This window comes from Streptomyces sp. NPDC041784 (genome assembly GCF_055591025.1).
On record NZ_JBVJAB010000019.1, the window covers coordinates 26,424 to 44,585 of the forward strand.

Annotated in this window: 15 protein-coding genes; 9 read left to right on the forward strand and 6 right to left on the reverse strand. The window is 71.3% G+C overall.

Annotated features, from left to right (window positions below; all coding sequences use genetic code 11):
* Positions 1–6: 6 nt before the first annotated feature.
* From ACZ6D7_RS32860 to rhaI, 6 genes are all read right to left on the reverse strand, one after another.
* Positions 7–636: a LutC/YkgG family protein gene (locus tag ACZ6D7_RS32860; protein ID WP_469498762.1), complete on the reverse strand. Its 630-nt coding sequence runs from the start codon at positions 634–636 to the stop codon at positions 7–9.
* A complete protein-coding gene (locus ACZ6D7_RS32865) occupies positions 633–2,111 on the reverse strand; it encodes a LutB/LldF family L-lactate oxidation iron-sulfur protein (RefSeq protein ID WP_469498766.1) in 1,479 nt (492 codons plus the stop codon). Before ACZ6D7_RS32865 ends, ACZ6D7_RS32860 begins: the two co-directional genes overlap by 4 nt.
* Positions 2,108–2,863: a (Fe-S)-binding protein gene (locus ACZ6D7_RS32870; protein ID WP_469498769.1), complete on the reverse strand. Its 756-nt coding sequence runs from the start codon at positions 2,861–2,863 to the stop codon at positions 2,108–2,110. The genes ACZ6D7_RS32865 and ACZ6D7_RS32870 overlap by 4 nt, the downstream gene beginning before the upstream one ends.
* 103 nt (positions 2,864–2,966) lie before the next feature.
* Entirely contained in the window at positions 2,967–4,403 is a 1,437-nt protein-coding gene (locus tag ACZ6D7_RS32875) for a rhamnulokinase (RefSeq protein ID WP_469499064.1), read from the reverse strand.
* 5 nt (positions 4,404–4,408) lie between these two features.
* The gene (locus tag ACZ6D7_RS32880; RefSeq protein ID WP_469498772.1) at positions 4,409–6,448 is read right to left on the reverse strand and encodes a bifunctional aldolase/short-chain dehydrogenase; all 2,040 of its coding nucleotides are present in this window, start codon (positions 6,446–6,448) and stop codon (positions 4,409–4,411) included.
* A 120-nt stretch (positions 6,449–6,568) separates the two neighbouring features.
* Entirely contained in the window at positions 6,569–7,729 is a 1,161-nt protein-coding gene (gene rhaI / locus ACZ6D7_RS32885; RefSeq protein ID WP_469498775.1) for an L-rhamnose isomerase, read from the reverse strand.
* A gap of 273 nt (positions 7,730–8,002) precedes the next feature.
* Between rhaI and ACZ6D7_RS32890 the strand changes: the two genes are divergently transcribed.
* The 9 genes from ACZ6D7_RS32890 (at position 8,003) to ACZ6D7_RS32930 (ending at position 18,031) form a co-directional block, all read left to right on the forward strand.
* Complete coding sequence (locus ACZ6D7_RS32890; RefSeq protein WP_469498778.1) at positions 8,003–9,520, forward strand: sugar ABC transporter ATP-binding protein; 1,518 nt, start codon at positions 8,003–8,005, stop codon at positions 9,518–9,520.
* Positions 9,517–10,587, forward strand: a complete 1,071-nt coding sequence (locus tag ACZ6D7_RS32895) for an ABC transporter permease (protein WP_469498781.1) — start codon at positions 9,517–9,519, stop codon at positions 10,585–10,587. Before ACZ6D7_RS32890 ends, ACZ6D7_RS32895 begins: the two co-directional genes overlap by 4 nt.
* A complete protein-coding gene (locus ACZ6D7_RS32900; protein WP_469498784.1) occupies positions 10,580–11,587 on the forward strand; it encodes an ABC transporter permease in 1,008 nt (335 codons plus the stop codon). Before ACZ6D7_RS32895 ends, ACZ6D7_RS32900 begins: the two co-directional genes overlap by 8 nt.
* Positions 11,588–11,621: 34 nt before the next feature.
* On the forward strand, positions 11,622–12,704 hold the full coding sequence (rhaS, locus tag ACZ6D7_RS32905) for a rhamnose ABC transporter substrate-binding protein (protein ID WP_469498786.1): 1,083 nt from the start codon (positions 11,622–11,624) through the stop codon (positions 12,702–12,704).
* 14 nt (positions 12,705–12,718) lie between these two features.
* On the forward strand, positions 12,719–13,042 hold the full coding sequence (locus tag ACZ6D7_RS32910; protein ID WP_469498788.1) for an L-rhamnose mutarotase: 324 nt from the start codon (positions 12,719–12,721) through the stop codon (positions 13,040–13,042).
* A gap of 41 nt (positions 13,043–13,083) precedes the next feature.
* Positions 13,084–14,508 carry a BNR repeat-containing protein gene (locus ACZ6D7_RS32915; RefSeq protein WP_469498790.1) on the forward strand — a complete coding sequence of 475 codons (1,425 nt, stop codon included), beginning with the start codon at positions 13,084–13,086 and terminating at the stop codon, positions 14,506–14,508.
* 79 nt (positions 14,509–14,587) lie between these two features.
* A complete protein-coding gene (locus ACZ6D7_RS32920) occupies positions 14,588–15,607 on the forward strand; it encodes a LacI family DNA-binding transcriptional regulator (RefSeq protein ID WP_469498793.1) in 1,020 nt (339 codons plus the stop codon).
* Positions 15,608–15,734: 127 nt separating this feature from the next.
* Complete coding sequence (locus ACZ6D7_RS32925; protein WP_469498796.1) at positions 15,735–17,036, forward strand: alpha/beta fold hydrolase; 1,302 nt, start codon at positions 15,735–15,737, stop codon at positions 17,034–17,036.
* A gap of 251 nt (positions 17,037–17,287) precedes the next feature.
* On the forward strand, positions 17,288–18,031 hold the full coding sequence (locus tag ACZ6D7_RS32930) for a PIG-L deacetylase family protein (RefSeq protein ID WP_469498799.1): 744 nt from the start codon (positions 17,288–17,290) through the stop codon (positions 18,029–18,031).
* The last annotated feature ends 131 nt before the right edge of the window (positions 18,032–18,162 follow it).

Here is an 18,162-nt window from a genome sequence, read left to right on the forward strand (position 1 = left end):
ACGCCCTCAGCCGACCAGGATCACCTCGAGGGTGCGCGGACCGTGCACTCCTTCGACCCGGTCCAGTTCGATGTCGCTGGTCGCCGACGGACCGGAGATCCAGGTCAACGGGCGGGCGGGGGCGAGCCGTTCGAGGGCCTGGGGGACGGACGCCACCACCTGGTCCGGCACCCGCACCACACAGACGTGGTGGTCGGGGACGAGGGTGATGCGGCGCCGGCCCTGGTCCGGGCTCCCGTCCAGGACGATCGTCCCGGTCTCGGCGATCGCCACCGCGCACGCCGTGACCACACTGTCGACCCGGTCCAGCTCGTGCGGGGTGCTCCGAGCGAGGTCCTCGACGCGGTCCGCATCGGTCTCCGCGAGCCACCCGGGATCCAGCCCCGGCGGTACGACGACGGACCTCGCCCCGCGCTCGGCCAGCAACCGGCCCACCACGGACGGCAGTTCGTCCTCGGCGCACCGGTGCACGAGCGCCCGGTAGTCCGCGAGGTTCTCCGCGAGCAGGTCGACCGTGCGCTCGGCGCCGAGGTCGCCGTGGGTGCGCAGATACGCGCGCTCGATCGGGGCGTCGTCGCCGGGTACGTGGGTCAGTGCGCGCCGTACTCGGCCCAGGATCCGTTCTCTGCTGTTCACTTGGCTCCGTCCTTGCCGCCGTGGGTGCGCTGCCACCAGTCGCGGAACGGTTCGGCCGGAACCGGCGGCAGGTCCCGTGTCCCGCTCCAGGCCTTGCCGGGGCCGGGCAGGGTGCGCGGGTGGAGACGGCGGGTGCGTGAGGCGAGGCGCTGGCCGGTGCGCAGGGCACCTGGGTGCGAGAACGCCCAGCGGGCCGCGCGCATGGCCGCCCGTTCGGCCGCGTGTCCCTTGGCCGGTCTGAGGACGACCTTGTTGCCCCGAGTGGTCACCGGGCCGCCTTCGACGACCCGTTCGCGCAGGTGGACGAGGACCTCGGGGATGTCGATGGCGACGGGGCAGACGTCGTAGCAGGCGCCGCAGAGGGAGGAGGCGTAGGGCAGGGAGGCGTCGATCTCGCTGGCAGTGCCCCTGAGCTGGGGGCTGAGGATGGCGCCGATCGGGCCGGGGTAGACGGAGCCGTAGGCGTGGCCGCCGGCGCGCTCGTAGACCGGGCAGACGTTGAGGCAGGCGGAGCAGCGGATGCAGCGCAGGGCCTGGCGGCCGACGTCGTCGGCGAGGGTGTCGGTGCGGCCGTTGTCGAGGAGGACCAGGTGGAAGGCACGCGGTCCGTCGCCGTCCGTGGTGCCGGTCCAGGTCGAGGTGTAGGGGTTCATGCGCTCGGCCGTGGAGGAGCGCGGGAGGGTCTGGAGGAAGACCTCCAGGTCGCGCCAGGTCGGCACGGTCTTCTCGATGCCGACGACGGAGATCAGCGTCTCGGGCAGGGTGAGGCACATGCGCCCGTTGCCCTCGGACTCCACGACGACCATCGTGCCGGTCTCGGCGACCATGAAGTTGGCGCCGGAGATGCCGACCTTGGCGCGCAGGAACTTCTCGCGCAGGTGCAGGCGTGCGGCCTCCGCCAGTTCGGCGGGGGTGTCGGTCAGGCCGTCGGGTGCCGGGCGGCCCCACTCGCTCATCTCGCGCGCGAAGATGTCGCGGATCTCGGCCCGGTTGCGGTGGATCGCCGGGACGAGGATGTGCGAGGGCCGGTCGTCGCCCAACTGCACGATCAGCTCGGCGAGATCGGTCTCGTACGCGCGGATGCCCGCTTCGAGCAGTGCCTCGTTCAGGCCGATCTCCTGCGTGGCCATCGACTTGACCTTGACGACCTCCGACTCGCCCGTCTCCCGCACGAGCCGGGTGACGATCCGGTTCGCCTCGTCGGCGTCCGCCGCCCAGTGGACGGTTCCGCCCGCCGCCGTGACGGACTCCTCCAACCGCACCAGATACCGGTCGAGATGACGGAGCGTGTGGTCCTTGATCTGCTTGCCGGCCTCCCGCAGCTCCGCCCAGTCGGACACCTCGGCGACCGCCTTGGCGCGCTTGGCGCGGATGGTGTGTGTGGCGTGGCGCAGATTTCCGCGCAGCGTCGGGTTGTTGACGGCGTCGTGCGCGGCCTTCGGGAAGGCCGGCATCCCTACGAACGTGCCGCTCATACCGCCGGTTCCTCCTCCGTGCTCGCCAGGATCTCGGCGATGTGCACCGGGCGCAGGCCCGCCTTGAGCCGGGTCATGGTCCCGCCGATGTGCATCAGGCAGGAGTTGTCGGCCGCGCACAGCACCTCGGCGCCCGTCGACTCCGCGTTGCGCACCTTGTCCGCGCCCATCGCCGCCGAGACGTCGGCGTTCTTCAGCGCGAACGTGCCGCCGAAGCCGCAGCACTCCTCCGCCCCCGGCAGCTCCAGCAGTTCCAGTCCCTTCACGGCCTCCAGCAGCCGTCGGGGCCGGTCCCCGAGCCGGAGGCCGCGCAGGCCGTGGCAGGTCGGGTGGTAGGTCACCGTGTGCGGGTAGTACGCCCCGACGTCCGTCACCCCCAGCACGTCCACCAGGAACTCCGTCAGCTCGTACGTCTTCGGCACGACCGGCGCCAGGGTCGCGGCGAGGGTGTCCCCGCGTCCCTCGGCCCGGGCCCGCTCGCCCATCCGCGGATACAGCTCGCGCACCATCGCCCCGCACGACCCGGAGGGGGTGACGATCGCCTCGTACTCCCCGAATACATCGGAGAAATGCCGGGCGAGGGGCTCGGCCTCGTGGCGGTAGCCGGTGTTGTAGTGGGCCTGTCCGCAGCAGGTCTGGGCCATCGGGAAGTCGACGTCGACACCCAGTCTGGTCAGCAGTTTCACCACGGCGCGGCCGGTGTCCGGATAGAGCGTGTCGTTGACACAGGTCAGGAACAGTGCGACACGCATCGCGGCTCCTTGTGATCGATCATCGGATGAGTGCTGGGGCACCTCCACACGCGTTCAGCGTAGTGGGGGAGTGGTGCGGACACGTGTCCCGGGGGAGACCCCCTCACCGTCCGGCGAGGCGGGCCTCCGCCGCACGCCACCGCGCCGCGTCTCCCTGGGGTTCGTATCGGGTCAGCGGCTGGGAACGGGTGAGCAGTCGCCGCATCCCCGCGAGGTCGCCCACGAGCCCGTCGGCCCGGGCCTGGACCAGCACGTTCCCGAAGGCCGCCGCCTCCGTGGGGCCCGCCACCACCGGCAGCCCGCAGGCGTCGGCGGTCAGCCGGCACAGCAGCGCGTTGCGGGTGCCGCCGCCGACGATGTGGACGACGTCGACGGGATGGTTCGCCAGCCGCTGGGCGTCGGCGACGGCCTTGCGATGGGCCAGCGCCAGCGAGTCCAGGATGCAGCGCGTGATCTCGGCGGGCGACGTGGGCACCGGTTGCCCCGAGGCACGGCACGCCTCGGCGATCCGCTCCGGCATCCGGCCCGGCGGGAGGAAGGCCGGGTCGGAGGCGTCCACGACCGACCGCAGCGCCGGCACCTTGGCCGCGTCGAGCAGCAGGGCGCCCAACTCCGGCTCGCCCCAGGCCCGTACGCACTCCTGGAGCAGCCACAGGCCCATGATGTTGCGCAGGTAGCGGACCGTGCCGTCCAGTCCCAGCTCGTTGGTGAAGTTGGCGGCGCGGCTCTCCTCGGTGAGCACGGGCGCGTCCAGTTCCAGGCCGGCGAGGGACCAGGTGCCGGTGCAGATGTACGCGAACCGTTCGCCGTCGGCCGGTACGGCGGCCACCGCGGACGCGGTGTCGTGCGAACCGACCGTCGTCACCGGCACCGGCCCCCTCAGCCCGGTCTCCTCCAGCACCCCGGGCCTGAGCACCCCGGCCGGGTCCCCCGGTCGCCGCAGCGGCGCGAACAGGTCCAGGTCGATCCCGAGCCGCGCGGCGACGTCGTACGACCAGTCGCGGGTCCGGGGGTCGATCAGCTGAGTCGTCGAGGCGTTGGTCAGCTCGGTGCCCTGCTCGCCGGTCAGCCAGTAGGTGAGCAGGTCGGGGATGAGCAACAGCCGCCCGGCGTGCGCGAGTTGGCGTTCCTCGCGGGCCGCCGTGAGCTGGTAGAGGGTGTTGAAGGGGGCGTACTGGATCCCGGTCGCCGCGTACAGCTCGGCCGGCGGCACGGTCGCCCAGACCTTCTCCGCGATGCCCTCGGTGCGGGGGTCGCGGTAGTGCACGGGGTTGCCGAGCAGCGCCCCGTCGGTGTCCAGCAGGCCGTAGTCCACGGCCCAGCTGTCGATGCCGACGGAATCGACCTGCCCGGCCGCCTTCAGCCCGTCCAGGACACCGGCGTAGAGCGAGAGGATGTCCCAGCGCAGCCCTTCGGGCGTCCGCACGGGCCGGTTCGGAAAGCGGTGGGCCTCGGTGAGGTCCAGGCTGTCCGGCCCGACGCGGCCGACCATGACGCGCCCGCTGGACGCGCCGAGGTCGACCGCGCCGTACGACTTCACGCCCGTCACCGCAGGAAGGCGGCCGCGACGCCGGCGTCGACCGGGACGTGCAGCCCGGTGGTGTGCGTCAGCTCCCCGCCCGTCAGCGCGAACACGGCGTTCGCGACGTGCTCGGGCAGCACCTCCCGCTTGAGGATGGTCCGCTGGGCGTAGAACTCGCCCAGCTTCGCCTCCTCCACGCCGTACACGGCGGCCCGCTGGGCACCCCAGCCCCCCGCGAAGATCCCGGACCCGCGCACCACTCCGTCGGGGTTGACGCCGTTGACCCGGATGCCGTGCTCACCCAGCTCGGCGGCCAGCAGCCGCACCTGGTGGGCCTGGTCGGCCTTGGTCGCGGAGTAGGCGATGTTGTTCGGCCCGGCGAAGACCGCGTTCTTCGAGGCGATGTAGACGATGTCCCCGCCCAGCCCCTGCGCGACCATCACCCGCGCCGCCTCCCGCGAGACCAGGAAGGACCCACGGGCCATGATGGCGTGCTGGAGGTCCCAGTCCTTCGCCGAGGTCTCCAGCAGCGGCTTGGAGATCGAGATACCGGCGTTGTTGACGACCAGATCGACCCCGCCGAAGGCCAGCGCGGCGGCCCGGAAGGCGCCGGCGATCTGCTCCTCGTCCGTCACGTCCACGGTCACGGCGACGGCCCTGTCCGGCCCGCCCAGCTCCTCCGCGACGGCGGCCGCGTTCTCGCCGTTCAGATCGGCGACGACGACACACGCGCCCTCGGCCACCAGCCGGTGCGCGATCGCCTTCCCGATCCCGCTGCCCGCGCCCGTCACCAGCGCCACCCGCGTGGCCAGCGCCTTCGGCCTCGGCATCCGCTGGAGCTTGGCCTCCTCCAGCGCCCAGTACTCGATCCGGAACTTCTCCCGCTCCTCGATCGGCGCGTACGACGACACCGCCTCGGCGCCCCGCATCACATGGATCGCGTTGACGTAGAACTCACCCGCCACCCGCGCGGTCTGCTTGTCCTTGCCGAAGCTGAACATGCCGACACCCGGGACCAGCACGATCGCCGGATCGGCACCCCGCATCGCGGGGGAGCCGGGCTCGGCGTGCCGCAGGTAGTAGGCGGCGTACTCCTCGCGGTACGCGGCATGCAGCTCCTGGAGCCGTGCGACCGCGTCCTGAAGGGGAGCGCCCGGGGGCAGGTCCAGGACCAGCGGCCGCACCTTGGTACGCAGGAAGTGGTCCGGGCACGAGGTGCCGAGCGCGGCCAGCCGCGGATGCTCGGCCCGCGCCAGGAAGTCCAGGACCACCTCGGAGTCGTCGAAGTGCCCGACCTGCGGCCGGTCCTGCGAGGCGATCGCCCGCACATACGGCGCGAGCGCGGCGGCCCGCTCCCGGCGCTCGCCCTCGGCGAGTGCCCCGTACCCCTCGACGGCCGCCCCGAAGGGCTCCGCCTTCCCGTGCTCGGCGAGGAACGCCTCCGCCGTGCGGATGATGTGCAGCGAGTTGCGCTCGCACTCCTCGGCGGTCTCCCCCCAGGCGGTGATGCCGTGCCCGCCCAGGATCACCCCGATGGCCTGCGGGTTGGCCGCCTTGACGGCCGCGATGTCCAGGCCGAGCTGGAACCCGGGCCGGCGCCACGGCACCCAGGCCACCGTGTCCCCGAAACACTCGGCGGTCAGCTTCTCGCCGTCCGCCGCGCAGGCGAGCGCGATACCGGAGTCCGGGTGCAGGTGGTCCACGTGCGCGGCCTCGACGAGCCCGTGCATCGCGGTGTCGATCGAGGGAGCCGCCCCGCCCTTGCCGTGCAGGCAGTAGTCGAACGCGGCGACCATCTCGTCCTCGCGCTCGACCCCGGGGTAGACGTCGACGAGCCCCCGCAGCCGGTCCAGCCGCAGCACGGCCAGCCCGCCCTCGGTCAGGGTGCCCAGATCCCCACCGGACCCCTTCACCCACATCAGCTCGACGTCCCCACCCGTCACCGGGTCGGTGTCAGTGCCCTTGGCGGAGGTGTTCCCGCCGGCGTAGTTCGTGTTGCGGGGGTCGGCGCCGAGCCGGTGGGAACGGGCCAGCAGAGCGGCGGCTTCGGGGTGCGGTGACATGACTGTCTTTCCTAACTTTTCGAACGTGGGTGAGGGGAGCGCGCCCCAAAGGGGCGCGGGGAACTGCGCGACCAGCCACATCAGGCCCGCAGCCCGCGAACAACAGAACCCGGCAGACGCCTACGCCCCCCACCCCGCCTGCTCCCCACCGACCCGCGAGGCAACGATCGTCTCCGCCCACCCGGACCGCCGGTAGGCAGCCATCGGCTCGGGGTCCAGCCCCATCTCCTCCCGCACCTCACGCAGGAGCGGCCGCACATCGGTGTTGTATGCATCCATCAACACCGCATTCGCTTCCAGGACGTCCCCGGAGACCTGCGCCGCAGCCAACGCCGATCGATCGACCAGCAGCGCCTTCGCCGTGGCCTCCTGCACGTTCATCACGGACCGGATGATCGCCGGGATCTTCGCCTCGATGTTGTGACACTGGTCCAGCATGAACGCCACGTCCGGCCCGAAGCCGCCCCCGCGCACCACCTCGTACATGATCCGGAACAGCTGGAACGGATCCGCGGCCCCCACCATCAGGTCGTCGTCCGCGTAGAACCGCGAGTTGAAGTCGAACCCGCCGAGCTTGCCCTCCCGCAGCAGCGTCGCCACGATGAACTCGATGTTGGTCCCCGGCGCGTGATGCCCCGTGTCCACCACGACCTGTGCCTTCGGCCCCAGTTTCAGACAGTGCGCGTACGCCGTCCCCCAGTCCGGCACGTCCGTCGCGTAGAACGCCGGCTCGAAGAACTTGTACTCCAGCAGCATCCGCTGCCCCTCACCGAGCCGCTCGTACACCTCGGCCAGGCCTTCGGCGAGCCGGTCCTGCCGACCCCGGAGGTCGTCCTGGCCGGGATAGTTCGTCCCGTCGGCGAACCACAGCTTCAGATCGGCGGACCCCGTCGCGTCCATGATGTCGACGCACTCCAGCAGATGATCCACCGCCCTGCGCCGTACGGCGGCGTCCGGATGGCAGACACTGCCGAGCTTGTAGGCGTCGTCCTGGAAGGTGTTCGAGTTGATCGCGCCCAGCTTCACGCCCCGGTCCTCGGCATGTTTCGCAAGGGCGGAGTAGTCCTCCACCTTGTCCCACGGGATGTGCAGCGCCACGGTCGGGGCCACACCGGTGAACGCGTGCACCTGCGCCGCGTCGTCCAGCTTCTCCTGCGGGGTCCGCGGGACACCCGGCTGGGCGAACACCTTGAAGCGCGTTCCCGAGTTCCCGTACGCCCACGACGGCGTCTCGACGGCCTGGGTCTTCAGCGCGGCTTTCACCGCGGCGAGGTCGGTCACTTCGGGCTCCTGTGACATCGGTCCGGAACAGCTGCCAGATGAAACGATTCAGAACGGGAAGCTATGAGGCGACCGGGGGAGTGTCAAGCCCTTCGTCCAGGGCCGTTCTCCGTGACCGCCGCGTGACCTTCGCCTATCGAAAACTTTTCGAGACGGACCCATTGACGTGACATGCCCTGCCTGCCTAACGTCCCGGCAATCCAGTTGAAACCTTTCACGACGCCGTGGCAGCCCCGACGGGCCCCGTCCGCGGACGTCGTCGAGGAGCCACCCATGACCCACCCGTCCGACACGGGACCGGCCCCGGTGCTGGCGCTGCGGGACGTCGCCAAGTCCTTCGGTGCCGTACGCGCCCTGCGGGGCGTCTCCCTGGAGCTGTTCCCCGGCGAGGTGCACGCCCTCGCCGGGGAGAACGGCGCGGGCAAGTCGACCCTGATCAAGACCCTCGCGGGGGTGCACCGACCGGACGCCGGCCGGGTGCTGCTCGACGGTGAGCCCGTCGTCTTCCACGGCCCCGGCGACGCCCGCGACGCCGGCATCGCCGTGATCTACCAGGAACCCACCCTCTTCCCCGACCTTTCGATCGCCGAGAACATCTTCATGGGCCGCCGGCCCCGGCGGGCGCTGGGCCGGATCGACCACAAGGCCACCCACGCGGCCACCGCCGCCCTGATGACACGGCTCGGCGTCGACCTCGACCCCGACCGTCCGGCGCGCGGGCTGTCCATCGCCGACCAGCAGATCGTGGAGATCGCCAAGGCGCTCTCTTTCGACGCCCGCGTCCTGATCATGGACGAGCCGACCGCCGCCCTCACCGGCAGCGAGGTCGCCCGCCTCTTCGGCGTGGTGCGCACCCTGCGCGAACAGGGCGCGGCCGTCCTCTTCATCTCCCACCGACTGGAGGAGATCTTCGAGATCTGCCAGAAGGTGACGACCCTGCGCGACGGCGCCTGGATCGCCAGTGAGCCGATCGAGGGCATGACCGAGGACGACCTGGTCCGCCGGATGGTCGGCCGCGACCTCGACGAGCTGTACCCCAAGCTGGACGTCACCCCGGGCGACGTCGCCCTCAGCGTCCGCCGGCTCACCCGGGAGGGCGTCTTCACCGACGTCTCCTTCGAGGTCCGGCGCGGCGAGATCGTCGGCCTCGCCGGGCTGGTCGGCGCCGGCCGCACCGAGGTCGCCCGAGCCGTGTTCGGGATCGACCGCTGGGACGCCGGCGAGGTCTCCGTGGCCGGCCGGGCCCTGGTCAACGGCGCCCCCTCCACCGCGATGGCCGCGGGCCTCGCCCTGGTCCCCGAGGACCGGCGCGCCCAGGGCCTGGTGATGGACATGTCCATCGAACGGAACATCGGCCTCACCGGCCTGCGCACGACGGTGAAGGCCGGTCTGATGGACCGGGGCGCCGAGCGCAGCCGCTCCCTCGACTGGGCCCTCAAGCTCCAGGTGAAGTACGCCCGGATCGCCGACACCGTCAACACGCTCTCCGGCGGCAACCAGCAGAAGGTCGTCCTCGCCAAGTGGCTGGCGACCAGCCCCGAGGTGCTGATCGTCGACGAGCCGACCCGCGGCATCGACGTCGGCACCAAGGCCGAGGTGCACCGGCTGCTCAGCGAACTGGCCGCCGACGGTGTCGCCGTCCTGATGATCTCCTCCGACCTGCCCGAGATCCTCGGCATGGCCGACCGCGTGCTGGTGATGCACGAGGGCCGGCTCACCGCCGAGATCCCCCGCTCCGACGCCACCGAGGAAACCGTGATGGCCGCAGCCACCGGGAGGGCCGCCGCATGACGGTGACCACTCCTGACCAGGCCCCCGTCGCCGAGGCGCCGACATCCAGCGGCACCCGGCTCGTCGACCGCGTCTTCAAGATGCGCGAACTCGCCATCCTGGTCGTCTTCCTGGTGATGATCGCCGTCACCCAGGCCGGCAACAGCGAGTTCCTCTCCGAGCAGGGCATCAAGGACCTGCTGCTGAACGCGACCATCCTGGTGCTGGTCGCCACCGGCCAGTCGCTGGTCGTGATCACCCGGAACGTCGACCTGTCGGTCGGCTCCACCCTCGGCATCAGCGCCTTCGCCGCCGGGATCTACCTCCAGGACGGCGGCGATCCGGTGATCGCGATCGCCCTGGCGGTCCTGCTGGGCGTCGGCTTCGGGCTCCTCAACGGCCTGCTGGTCAGCCTCGGCCAGGTGCCCGCCCTCGTCGTCACCCTCGGCACGCTCTACATCATCCGGGGCATCGACTCCATCTGGGTCGGCTCCCGGCAGATCACCGCGGCCGACCTGCCGAGCGGCTTCGTCGACTTCGGCTCCGGCGGCCTCTCCGCGGTGCCGTATCTCGCGCTGATCGCCCTCGCCGTCCTGATCGCCACCGCCTACTACCTCAAGCACTTCGGCAGCGGCCGCGAACTGTACGCCCTCGGCTCCAACCCCGAGGCCGCACGGCTCGCCGGCATCCCGGTGCGCAAGCGGATCCTGGCCGCCTACACCTTCTGCGGCGGCCTCGCCGGCCTGGCCGGCGCCATGTACCTGGCCCGATTCGGCAACGTCGACTCCGGGACCGGCAACGGCTACGAACTCACCGTCGTCAGCGCGGTCGTGGTCGGCGGTGTCGTCTTCACCGGCGGCTCCGGCAGCGTCTACGGCGCGGCCCTGGGCGCCCTGCTCCTCACGTCCATCAACAGCGTCCTGCCCGCGCTCGGCGTCAGCTCGGTCTGGGTGCTCGCCATCAACGGCGTCCTGCTGCTGCTCGCCATCGCGGTCGACCGGATCGTGGCGCTGCGGGTCGCGGCCGCCCTGAAGAAGAAGTCGGCTTCCGTGAAGCCGGCCGGAGAGAAGGGGGAGGCCCGTGCCTGAGTCCCTGGCCCGAGCGATCCGCTGGTCCGCCTTCAGGTGGGACGGGGCGGTCGGCGCCCTCCTGATCATCCTGCTCCTGCTGTCGTTCTCCTTCGTGGACGGCTTCGGCAACGCCCTCAACCTGTCGTTCCTGATCGGCAACACCCTGCCGATCGCGCTCATCGCCCTGCCGATGACCCTGCTGGTGGTCTCCGGCGAGATCGACCTCTCCGTCGCCTCCACGGCCGGCCTCTCCGGCGCGGTCATGGGCGCCCTGTGGAACCAGGGCATGACCATCGAGACGATCATCCCGCTCTGCCTGCTGCTCGGCGTGGTCTGCGGACTGGTCAACGGACTGCTCGTCACCCGCCTCGGGCTGCCGTCCCTCGCCGTCACCATCGGCACCCTCGCCGCCTACCGCGGCATCGCACAGATCGTGCTGGGCTCCGACGCGGTCACCGACTTCCCCACCCAGTACCTGGACTTCGCCGCCGGACGGGTCGGCGACAGCTTCCTGCCGCAGGCCTTCCTGCCCTTCCTCGTCCTGCTCGCGATCGCCGTGGTCATGCTGCACGCCACCCCCTTCGGCCGCTCGCTCTTCGCGATCGGTGCCAGCGAGGAGGCCGCCCGGTTCGCCGGCGTCCGGGTCAAGCGGCAGAAGCTGATCCTGTTCACGGTGACGGGTCTGATGGCCTCGCTCACCGGGATCTTCTGGGCGCTGCACTACGCCAGCGCCCGCTACGACAACGCGACCGGCCTCGAACTCTCCGTCGTCGCGGCGGTGCTGCTGGGCGGCATCGACTTCGACGGCGGCAAGGGAACCCTGGGCGGGGCGATCGCCGGTGTCTTCCTGCTCGGCGCGCTCCAGAACGTGATGAGCCTGCTCAACGTCTCCGCCCAGTCGCAGATCGTCGTCACCGGCGTCCTGCTCGTCGTCTCCGTGCTCGGCCCCCGGGTCGCCCGCCAGATCTCCGTCGCGAGGGCGGGCCGCAGAGCCGCCGCCTCGACCCCGACAGCCTGAGAAATCGTCTTCCCTCGTAAAGGACACACCCACCATGCGCAAGTCATCCCTCCGTCGTGCCTGCGTGGCGCTCGCCGCCGTCTCCTCGCTCGCTCTCACCGCCACCGCCTGCGGCGGCACCACCAAGGAGGACGTGAAGAGCGAGGGCGGCTCGGCGGCCGCCACCGGCAAGGCCGACCCGAACGCCGAGCTGAAGAAGGGCCTGACCGTCGGCTTCCTGCCGAAGCAGGTCAACAACCCGTACTTCACCTCCGCCGACAAGGGCGGCGAGGCCGCGCTGAAGGAACTGGGCTCCAGCTACAAGGAGGTCGGCCCGTCCAGCGCGACCGACACCTCCGGGCAGGTGTCGTACGTCAACACCCTCACCCAGCAGCAGGTCGACGCGATGGCCGTGTCCGCGCAGGACCCCGGCGCCCTGTGCACCGCGCTCAAGCAGGCCATGAGCAACGGCATCAAGGTCGTCACCTACGACTCCGACACCAACCCCGAGTGCCGCAACGCCTTCGTCTCGCAGGCGTCCGCCGAGGACCTGGGCCGCACCGAGGTGCAGCTGCTCGCCGAACAGATCGGCTACAAGGGCGAGATCGCGATCCTGTCCGCCGCGCAGACCGCGACCAACCAGAACACCTGGATCGAGTTCATGAAGGACGAACTCGAGGACGCCAAGTACAAGGACATCAAGCTCGTCAAGGTCGCGTACGGCAACGACGACGCCCAGCAGTCCTTCCAGCAGACCCAGGGCCTGCTCCAGGAGTACCCGAACCTGAAGGGGATCATCTCCCCGACCACCGTCGGCATCAAGGCCGCCGCCCAGTACCTCTCGGGCTCCAAGTACAAGGGCAAGGTCAAGCTGACCGGCCTCGGCACCCCCAACGACATGCGCAAGTACGTCAAGAACGGCACCGTCGACGGCTTCGAGCTGTGGGACCCCGCCAAGCTCGGCGAGCTGGCCGCCCGCACCTCCGTCGCGCTGGTCTCCGGCCAGATCACCGGCAAGGAAGGCGAGACCTTCACCGCCGGCGACATGGGCTCGTACACCATCGGCAAGGACGGCGTGATCAGCCTCGGCAAGCCGACCGTGTTCGACGCCGAGAACATCGACCAGTTCGACTTCTGATCCCTGGAGGGACGTTGACGCAGCGCGTGTGCTTCCTGCTGAAGGTCAGGGCGGACCGCCTCGACGAGTACCGCGAGCGGCACGCCGCCGTGTGGCCCGAGATGCTCGAAGCCCTCTCGGCCACCGGCTGGCACAACTACTCGCTCTTCCTGCGCGAGGACGGCCTGCTGGTCGGCTACCTGGAGACCGAGGACTTCGCGGCCGCCGTGGCCGGTATGGAAGCGACCGACGTCAACGCCCGCTGGCAGGCGGAGATGGCGCCGTTCTTCGAGTCGCTGGACGGCGCCCGCCCCGACGAGGCCATGAAACCGCTCACCGAGGTGTTCCACCTCGCCTGAACACCCTCCCCCCGCTCTCGTACGACGACGGAGTCCCCGAGATGAAGAGACGCACCCTCCTGGGCGCCGCCCTCGCCGGTACAGTGGCGACCCCCGTGCTCGCCGCCGGCACCGCCCGCGCCGCCGACCCCGGCCCCTCGGTCACCCGGACCGGTACCACCACCCTCGACAGCCAGGCCATCTTCTTCGTGTCCTACGACGGCCTGGTCAACAACAACTCCTTCCAGAAGAACGGCCTGCTGACCTACAAGGGCTACCAGTACGCCGCCTGGTACACCGCCGACCGCAACGCCGTCGTCGGCCGCCGGGTGCTCGGCGGCGCCACCTGGTCGACCGTCGCCGTCGGCCACACGCTGCGCTACAACGACTCCCACAACGTCATCTCCATGGGCGTCTCCAGGACGGACGGCCGGCTCCACCTCAACATGGACTCCCACAGCGACGGCTTCACCTACGTCAAGTCGGTCGCCGGACTGATGGACAACCCGGCCGGGCTGAGCTGGACCACCGCCCGCTTCGGCGCCGCCCGGTCCACCCTCGACGGCCTCGCCCTCACCTCGCAGTTCACCTACCCCCAGTTCGTCTCCACCCCCGAGGGCAGGCTCCAGCTCAGCTACCGGGTCGCCGTCTCCGGCAACGGCCGCAACGCCCTCGCGGAGTACGACGGTTCGGCCTGGACGAACCTCGGCGAGTGGTCCAGTTCCACCGGCACCTACACCAGCGAGCACGGCTCCTCGACCGCCCGCAACATGTACCTGCACGGCATCGACTACGACGTCAACGGCCGGCTGCACGCCTTCTTCACCTGGCGCGAGCAGAACGGCGCCGTGATGTGCTCCGGTGGCGGCATCACCAACCACGACACCGGCTACGTCTACTCCGACGACCGCGGCCGCACCTGGCGCACCAACGCGGGCACCGTCGTCGGCACCACCGGCGGCTCCGACAAGGTCGCCGTCACCGACAGCGGGCTGGTCGTCGACCCCCTCAACCCGGACCACTCCCTGATGAACCAGGAGAGCCAGGCCACCGACTCCGCCGGCCGGCCGCACGCGATCATCAGCTATGTCCCGGGCCGCTTCGGCCAGTGCACCACCAACTACGTCACCGACCGCACCGCCAACGGCCGCGCCTTCCACGTCCGCAGGAACGCCTCGGGCACCTGGCAGAAGACGGAGATCCCGGTGCCCCTGAACTCCAGCCAGCGCACCAGGCTGGCCCTGGACAAGTACGACAACGCGTACGCCGTCCTTCCGTTCGGCCGGATCGCGGGCGCCTCCAAGGCGTCCGGCTACACCGACTGGACGCTTCTCTTCGACGGCAGCGGACTGAACGCCTTCGGCGAGGTCGTGATCGACGAGATGAGGATCAAGGCCGACAACACGCTGTCGCTCCTGTACCAGGAGAAGTCGAGCGGGACGACCCCCTCGGCACTCCATGTCGTCGACTTCGCGCTGCCCGCATGACGCGGACGGCGCCGAGGCGGCGTGACGGTAATGTGAAGGCCGTCCCGCCGTACCCCGTTCACCTGGAGGTCCCCGCCTGATGGCCCAGTCGGTGGGTATCAAGGACGTCGCCCGTGTCGCCGGAGTCTCCGTCGGCACGGTGTCCAACGTCATCAACCGCCCGGACACCGTCGCCACGGAGACCCGGGCCCGCGTGCTGTCGGCGATCGACCGGCTCGGCTACGTCCGCAGCGAGTCCGCGCGCCAGCTGCGGGCCGGCCGCTCCCGGATCATGGGGCTGCTCGTCCTCGACATGGGCAACCCCTTCTTCGTGGACGTGGCGCGCGGCGCCGAGCGGGCCGCGCGGGACGCCGGGCTCGGCGTGATGGTCTGCAACAGCGCCGAGAGCGTCGGCGAGGAGGCCGAGTACCTCTCCCTCTTCGCCGAGCAGCGGGTGCGGGGCGTGCTGCTCACCCCGGCCGACGCGACCGGCCGCAACATCGAGTCCTTCCGCCGGCACGGCATCCCGTTCGTGCTGGTCGACCGGGTCGCCGAGGGCACCACCGAGTGCTCGGTGTCCGTGGACGACGTGGCGGGCGGCGCCCTCGCCGTACGGCATCTGATCGACGCCGGGCACCGCTCCATCGCGTACGTCAGCGGCCCGCCCGGGTTCAACCAGGTCCGCGACCGCCGTACCGGCGCCCTGAACGCGCTCGCCGAGGCGGGCCTGGGCCCGGAGTGCCTGCGCGAGCTGCCCACCGAGCGGCTCGACGTGGCCGCCGGCCGGGACGCGGGCGCCCGGCTGCTCGGGCTCGCCGACCGGCCCACCGCCGTGTTCTGCGCCAACGACCTGCTCGCCCTCGGTGTCCTCCAGGCGATGTACGCGGCCGGTATCGGGGTGCCGGACGACCTGGCCATCGTCGGCTACGACGACATCGAGTTCGCCGCCGCCGCGGCCGTGCCGCTCACCTCCGTGCGCCAGCCCGCCGTCACCATGGGCGCCCTCGCCGCCGAGCTGCTGCTGGAGGAGACGGAGGAGAACGCCGCGCGGCACGAACACCGCCGGGTGGTGCTCCAGCCGGAGCTGGTGGTCCGCAGATCGAGCCTGTCGGCGCGCTGAGCCCCCGATGAGCAGGCGCGCTGAGCCGCCGTTCAGTAGCCGGTCGTGATCCCCGGCCTCCCCGGCCGCCCGGACATGTGCTGAACTGGGACGCGGCCCGCACACCGAGCGTCCCAGGAGACCCCTGTTGTCCCTCAGCTACCGCCAGCCCGGCGTCGTCCTCACCGACCGCCGGTTCACCGTGCCCCTCGACCACACCGACCCGGCCGGGGAGACGATCGGCCTCTACGCCCGTGAGGTCGTCGCGAGCGACAAGGCCGGGCAGGACCTGCCCTGGCTGCTCTACCTCCAGGGCGGCCCCGGCTTCGGCGCCAACCGGTTCGTCGGCAAGCCCGCCTGGCTCGGCCGCGCGCTGAAGGAGTACCGCGTCCTCCTCCTCGACCAGCGCGGCACCGGCCACTCCACGCCCGCCAACCGCCAGACGCTCCCGCTGCGCGGCGGCCCGGCCGAGCAGGCCGGCTACCTCACGCACTTCCGCGCCGACTCGATCGTGGGGGACTGCGAGCTGATCCGCCGCGAGGTCACCGGCGGCGCCCCCTGGACCGTCCTCGGCCAGAGCTTCGGCGGCTTCTGCACGGTCAGCTATCTCTCCACCGCACCCGAGGGCCTCGCCGCCGCCGTGATCACCGGCGGTCTGCCCTCCCTCGACGCCCACGCCGACGACGTCTACCGCGCCGCCTACCCGCGCATGGAGCGCAAGGTCGCCGCGCACTACGCCCGTTACCCGCAGGACGTCGAACGGGTCCGCGCGATCGCCGACCACCTGCTTCAGCACGAGGTCACCCTCCCGAACGGCTACCGGCTCACCGTCGAGGCCTTCCAGACCGTCGGCATCCTCCTCGGCGGCGGCGAGGGCAGCCACCGTCTGCACCACCTCCTCGAGGACGCCTTCGTCCCCACCCCGCACGGCCCGGAGCTGTCCGACGCCTTCCAGGAGGAGCTCCAGGGCCTCCTGTCGTACGCGGGGCACCCCCTGTACGCCCTCGTCCACGAGGCGATCTACGGCCAGGACGCCCGCCCCACCGCCTGGGCGGCCGAGCGGGTGCGCGCCGAGTTCCCGCAGTTCGACGCCGCGAAGACGCTCGCCGGGGACGGACCGCTGCTGCTCACCGGCGAAACGATCCACCCCTGGATGTTCGAGACCGACCCCGCGCTGCGTCCCCTGCGCGAGACCGCCGAGCACCTCGCCGCCCGCACCGACTGGACACCGCTGTACGACCCCGCCCGCCTCGCCGCCAACGAGGTCCCGGTCGCGGCCGCCGTCTACCACGACGACCTGTACGTCGACACCGCGCACTCCCTGCGCACCGCCCGTGCCGTCAAGGGCCTGCGCACCTGGGTCACCGACGAGTTCGAGCACGACGGCGTCCGCGCGGGCGGCCCCCGCGTCCTGGACCGGCTGCTCGCCCTCACCCGTGACGAAGCGTGATGTCGGTGCCGCCGTCTAGGACCTGTCCGGCCGATCAAGTCGCAGGAAAGCGACGGTGCCTCGGTAGTGCCGGTGAGCGGGGTGTGGTGCGTGCAGCTGCAAGGCGGAGGAGGGCGTCGACGCGATGGGGGTCCCCCCGTGCGAGCGCAGCCGAGCGTGGGGGAGTCGGCAACCGACGACAACGCCGCAGCTGGGCGTGCCACACCCCGCGTCTGCGGCATGATCGGCCGGACAGGTCCTAGTCTTCGGGCATGACCGAGCCGACGATCACTCAGCTCCAGCCCATGCCCGAGGACTGGCGGCGCGCCCTGGCCGTCGTGGCGCATCCGGACGACCTGGAGTACGGCTGCTCGGCGGCCGTCGCCGCCTGGACCGACGCCGGCCGCGAGGTCGCCTACGTCCTGGCGACCCGCGGCGAGGCGGGCATCGACACCGTCCCGCCGGCAGAGTGCGGCCCGCTGCGCGAGCGCGAGCAGCGGGCGAGCGCGGCCGTCGTCGGCGTGTCGACGGTGGAGTTCCTCGACCACCGGGACGGCGTCGTGGAGTACGGGACGGCCCTGCGCCGGGACATCGCCGCCGCCATCCGCAGACACCGCCCGGAACTGGTCATCACCCTCAACCACCGCGACACCTGGGGCGGGGTCGCCTGGAACACGCCCGACCACGTGGCCGTCGGCCGCGCCACGCTCGACGCCGCCGGGGACGCCGGCAACCGCTGGATCTTCCCCGAGCTGGCCGAGCAGGGCCTTCAGCCGTGGAACGGCGTCCGCTGGGTCGCCGTCGCCGGATCGGCGTCTCCCACCCACGCCGTGGACGCGTCGGCGGGCCTGGAGCGCGCGGTCGGCTCGCTGCTCGAACACCGCGCCTACATCGAGGCGCTGACCGACGAGGACCCAGAGACGTACGTACGCGGCTTCCTGACCGAGGTCGCGCACTCGGTGGGGGAGCGGTTCGGCGGCCGTCCCGCCGTGTCGTTCGAGCTGTTCAGCCGCTAGGGGGTGGGGGGGGGGGGGGGGGGGGGGGGGGGGGGGGGGGGGGGGAAGGAGGGGAGGGGGGGGGGGGGGGGGGGGAAAGAGAAAGAGGAGGGAGAGACGGGGGGACGATCCGGATGGCCGTTCTGGAGTAC

Bases quoted from the DNA above. Each gene is read 5' to 3' on its own strand.
- ACZ6D7_RS32865 (WP_469498766.1), bottom strand. From the start codon at position 2,111: ATGAGCGGCACGTTCGTAGGGATGCCGGCCTTCCCGAAGGCCGCGCAC.
- ACZ6D7_RS32870 (WP_469498769.1), bottom strand. From the start codon at position 2,863: ATGCGTGTCGCACTGTTCCTGACCTGTGTCAACGACACGCTCTATCCG.
- ACZ6D7_RS32880 (WP_469498772.1), bottom strand. From the start codon at position 6,448: ATGTCACCGCACCCCGAAGCCGCCGCTCTGCTGGCCCGTTCCCACCGG.
- ACZ6D7_RS32890 (WP_469498778.1), top strand. From the start codon at position 8,003: ATGACCCACCCGTCCGACACGGGACCGGCCCCGGTGCTGGCGCTGCGG.
- ACZ6D7_RS32895 (WP_469498781.1), top strand. From the start codon at position 9,517: ATGACGGTGACCACTCCTGACCAGGCCCCCGTCGCCGAGGCGCCGACA.
- rhaS (WP_469498786.1), top strand. From the start codon at position 11,622: ATGCGCAAGTCATCCCTCCGTCGTGCCTGCGTGGCGCTCGCCGCCGTC.
- ACZ6D7_RS32915 (WP_469498790.1), top strand. From the start codon at position 13,084: ATGAAGAGACGCACCCTCCTGGGCGCCGCCCTCGCCGGTACAGTGGCG.
- ACZ6D7_RS32920 (WP_469498793.1), top strand. From the start codon at position 14,588: ATGGCCCAGTCGGTGGGTATCAAGGACGTCGCCCGTGTCGCCGGAGTC.
- ACZ6D7_RS32930 (WP_469498799.1), top strand. From the start codon at position 17,288: ATGACCGAGCCGACGATCACTCAGCTCCAGCCCATGCCCGAGGACTGG.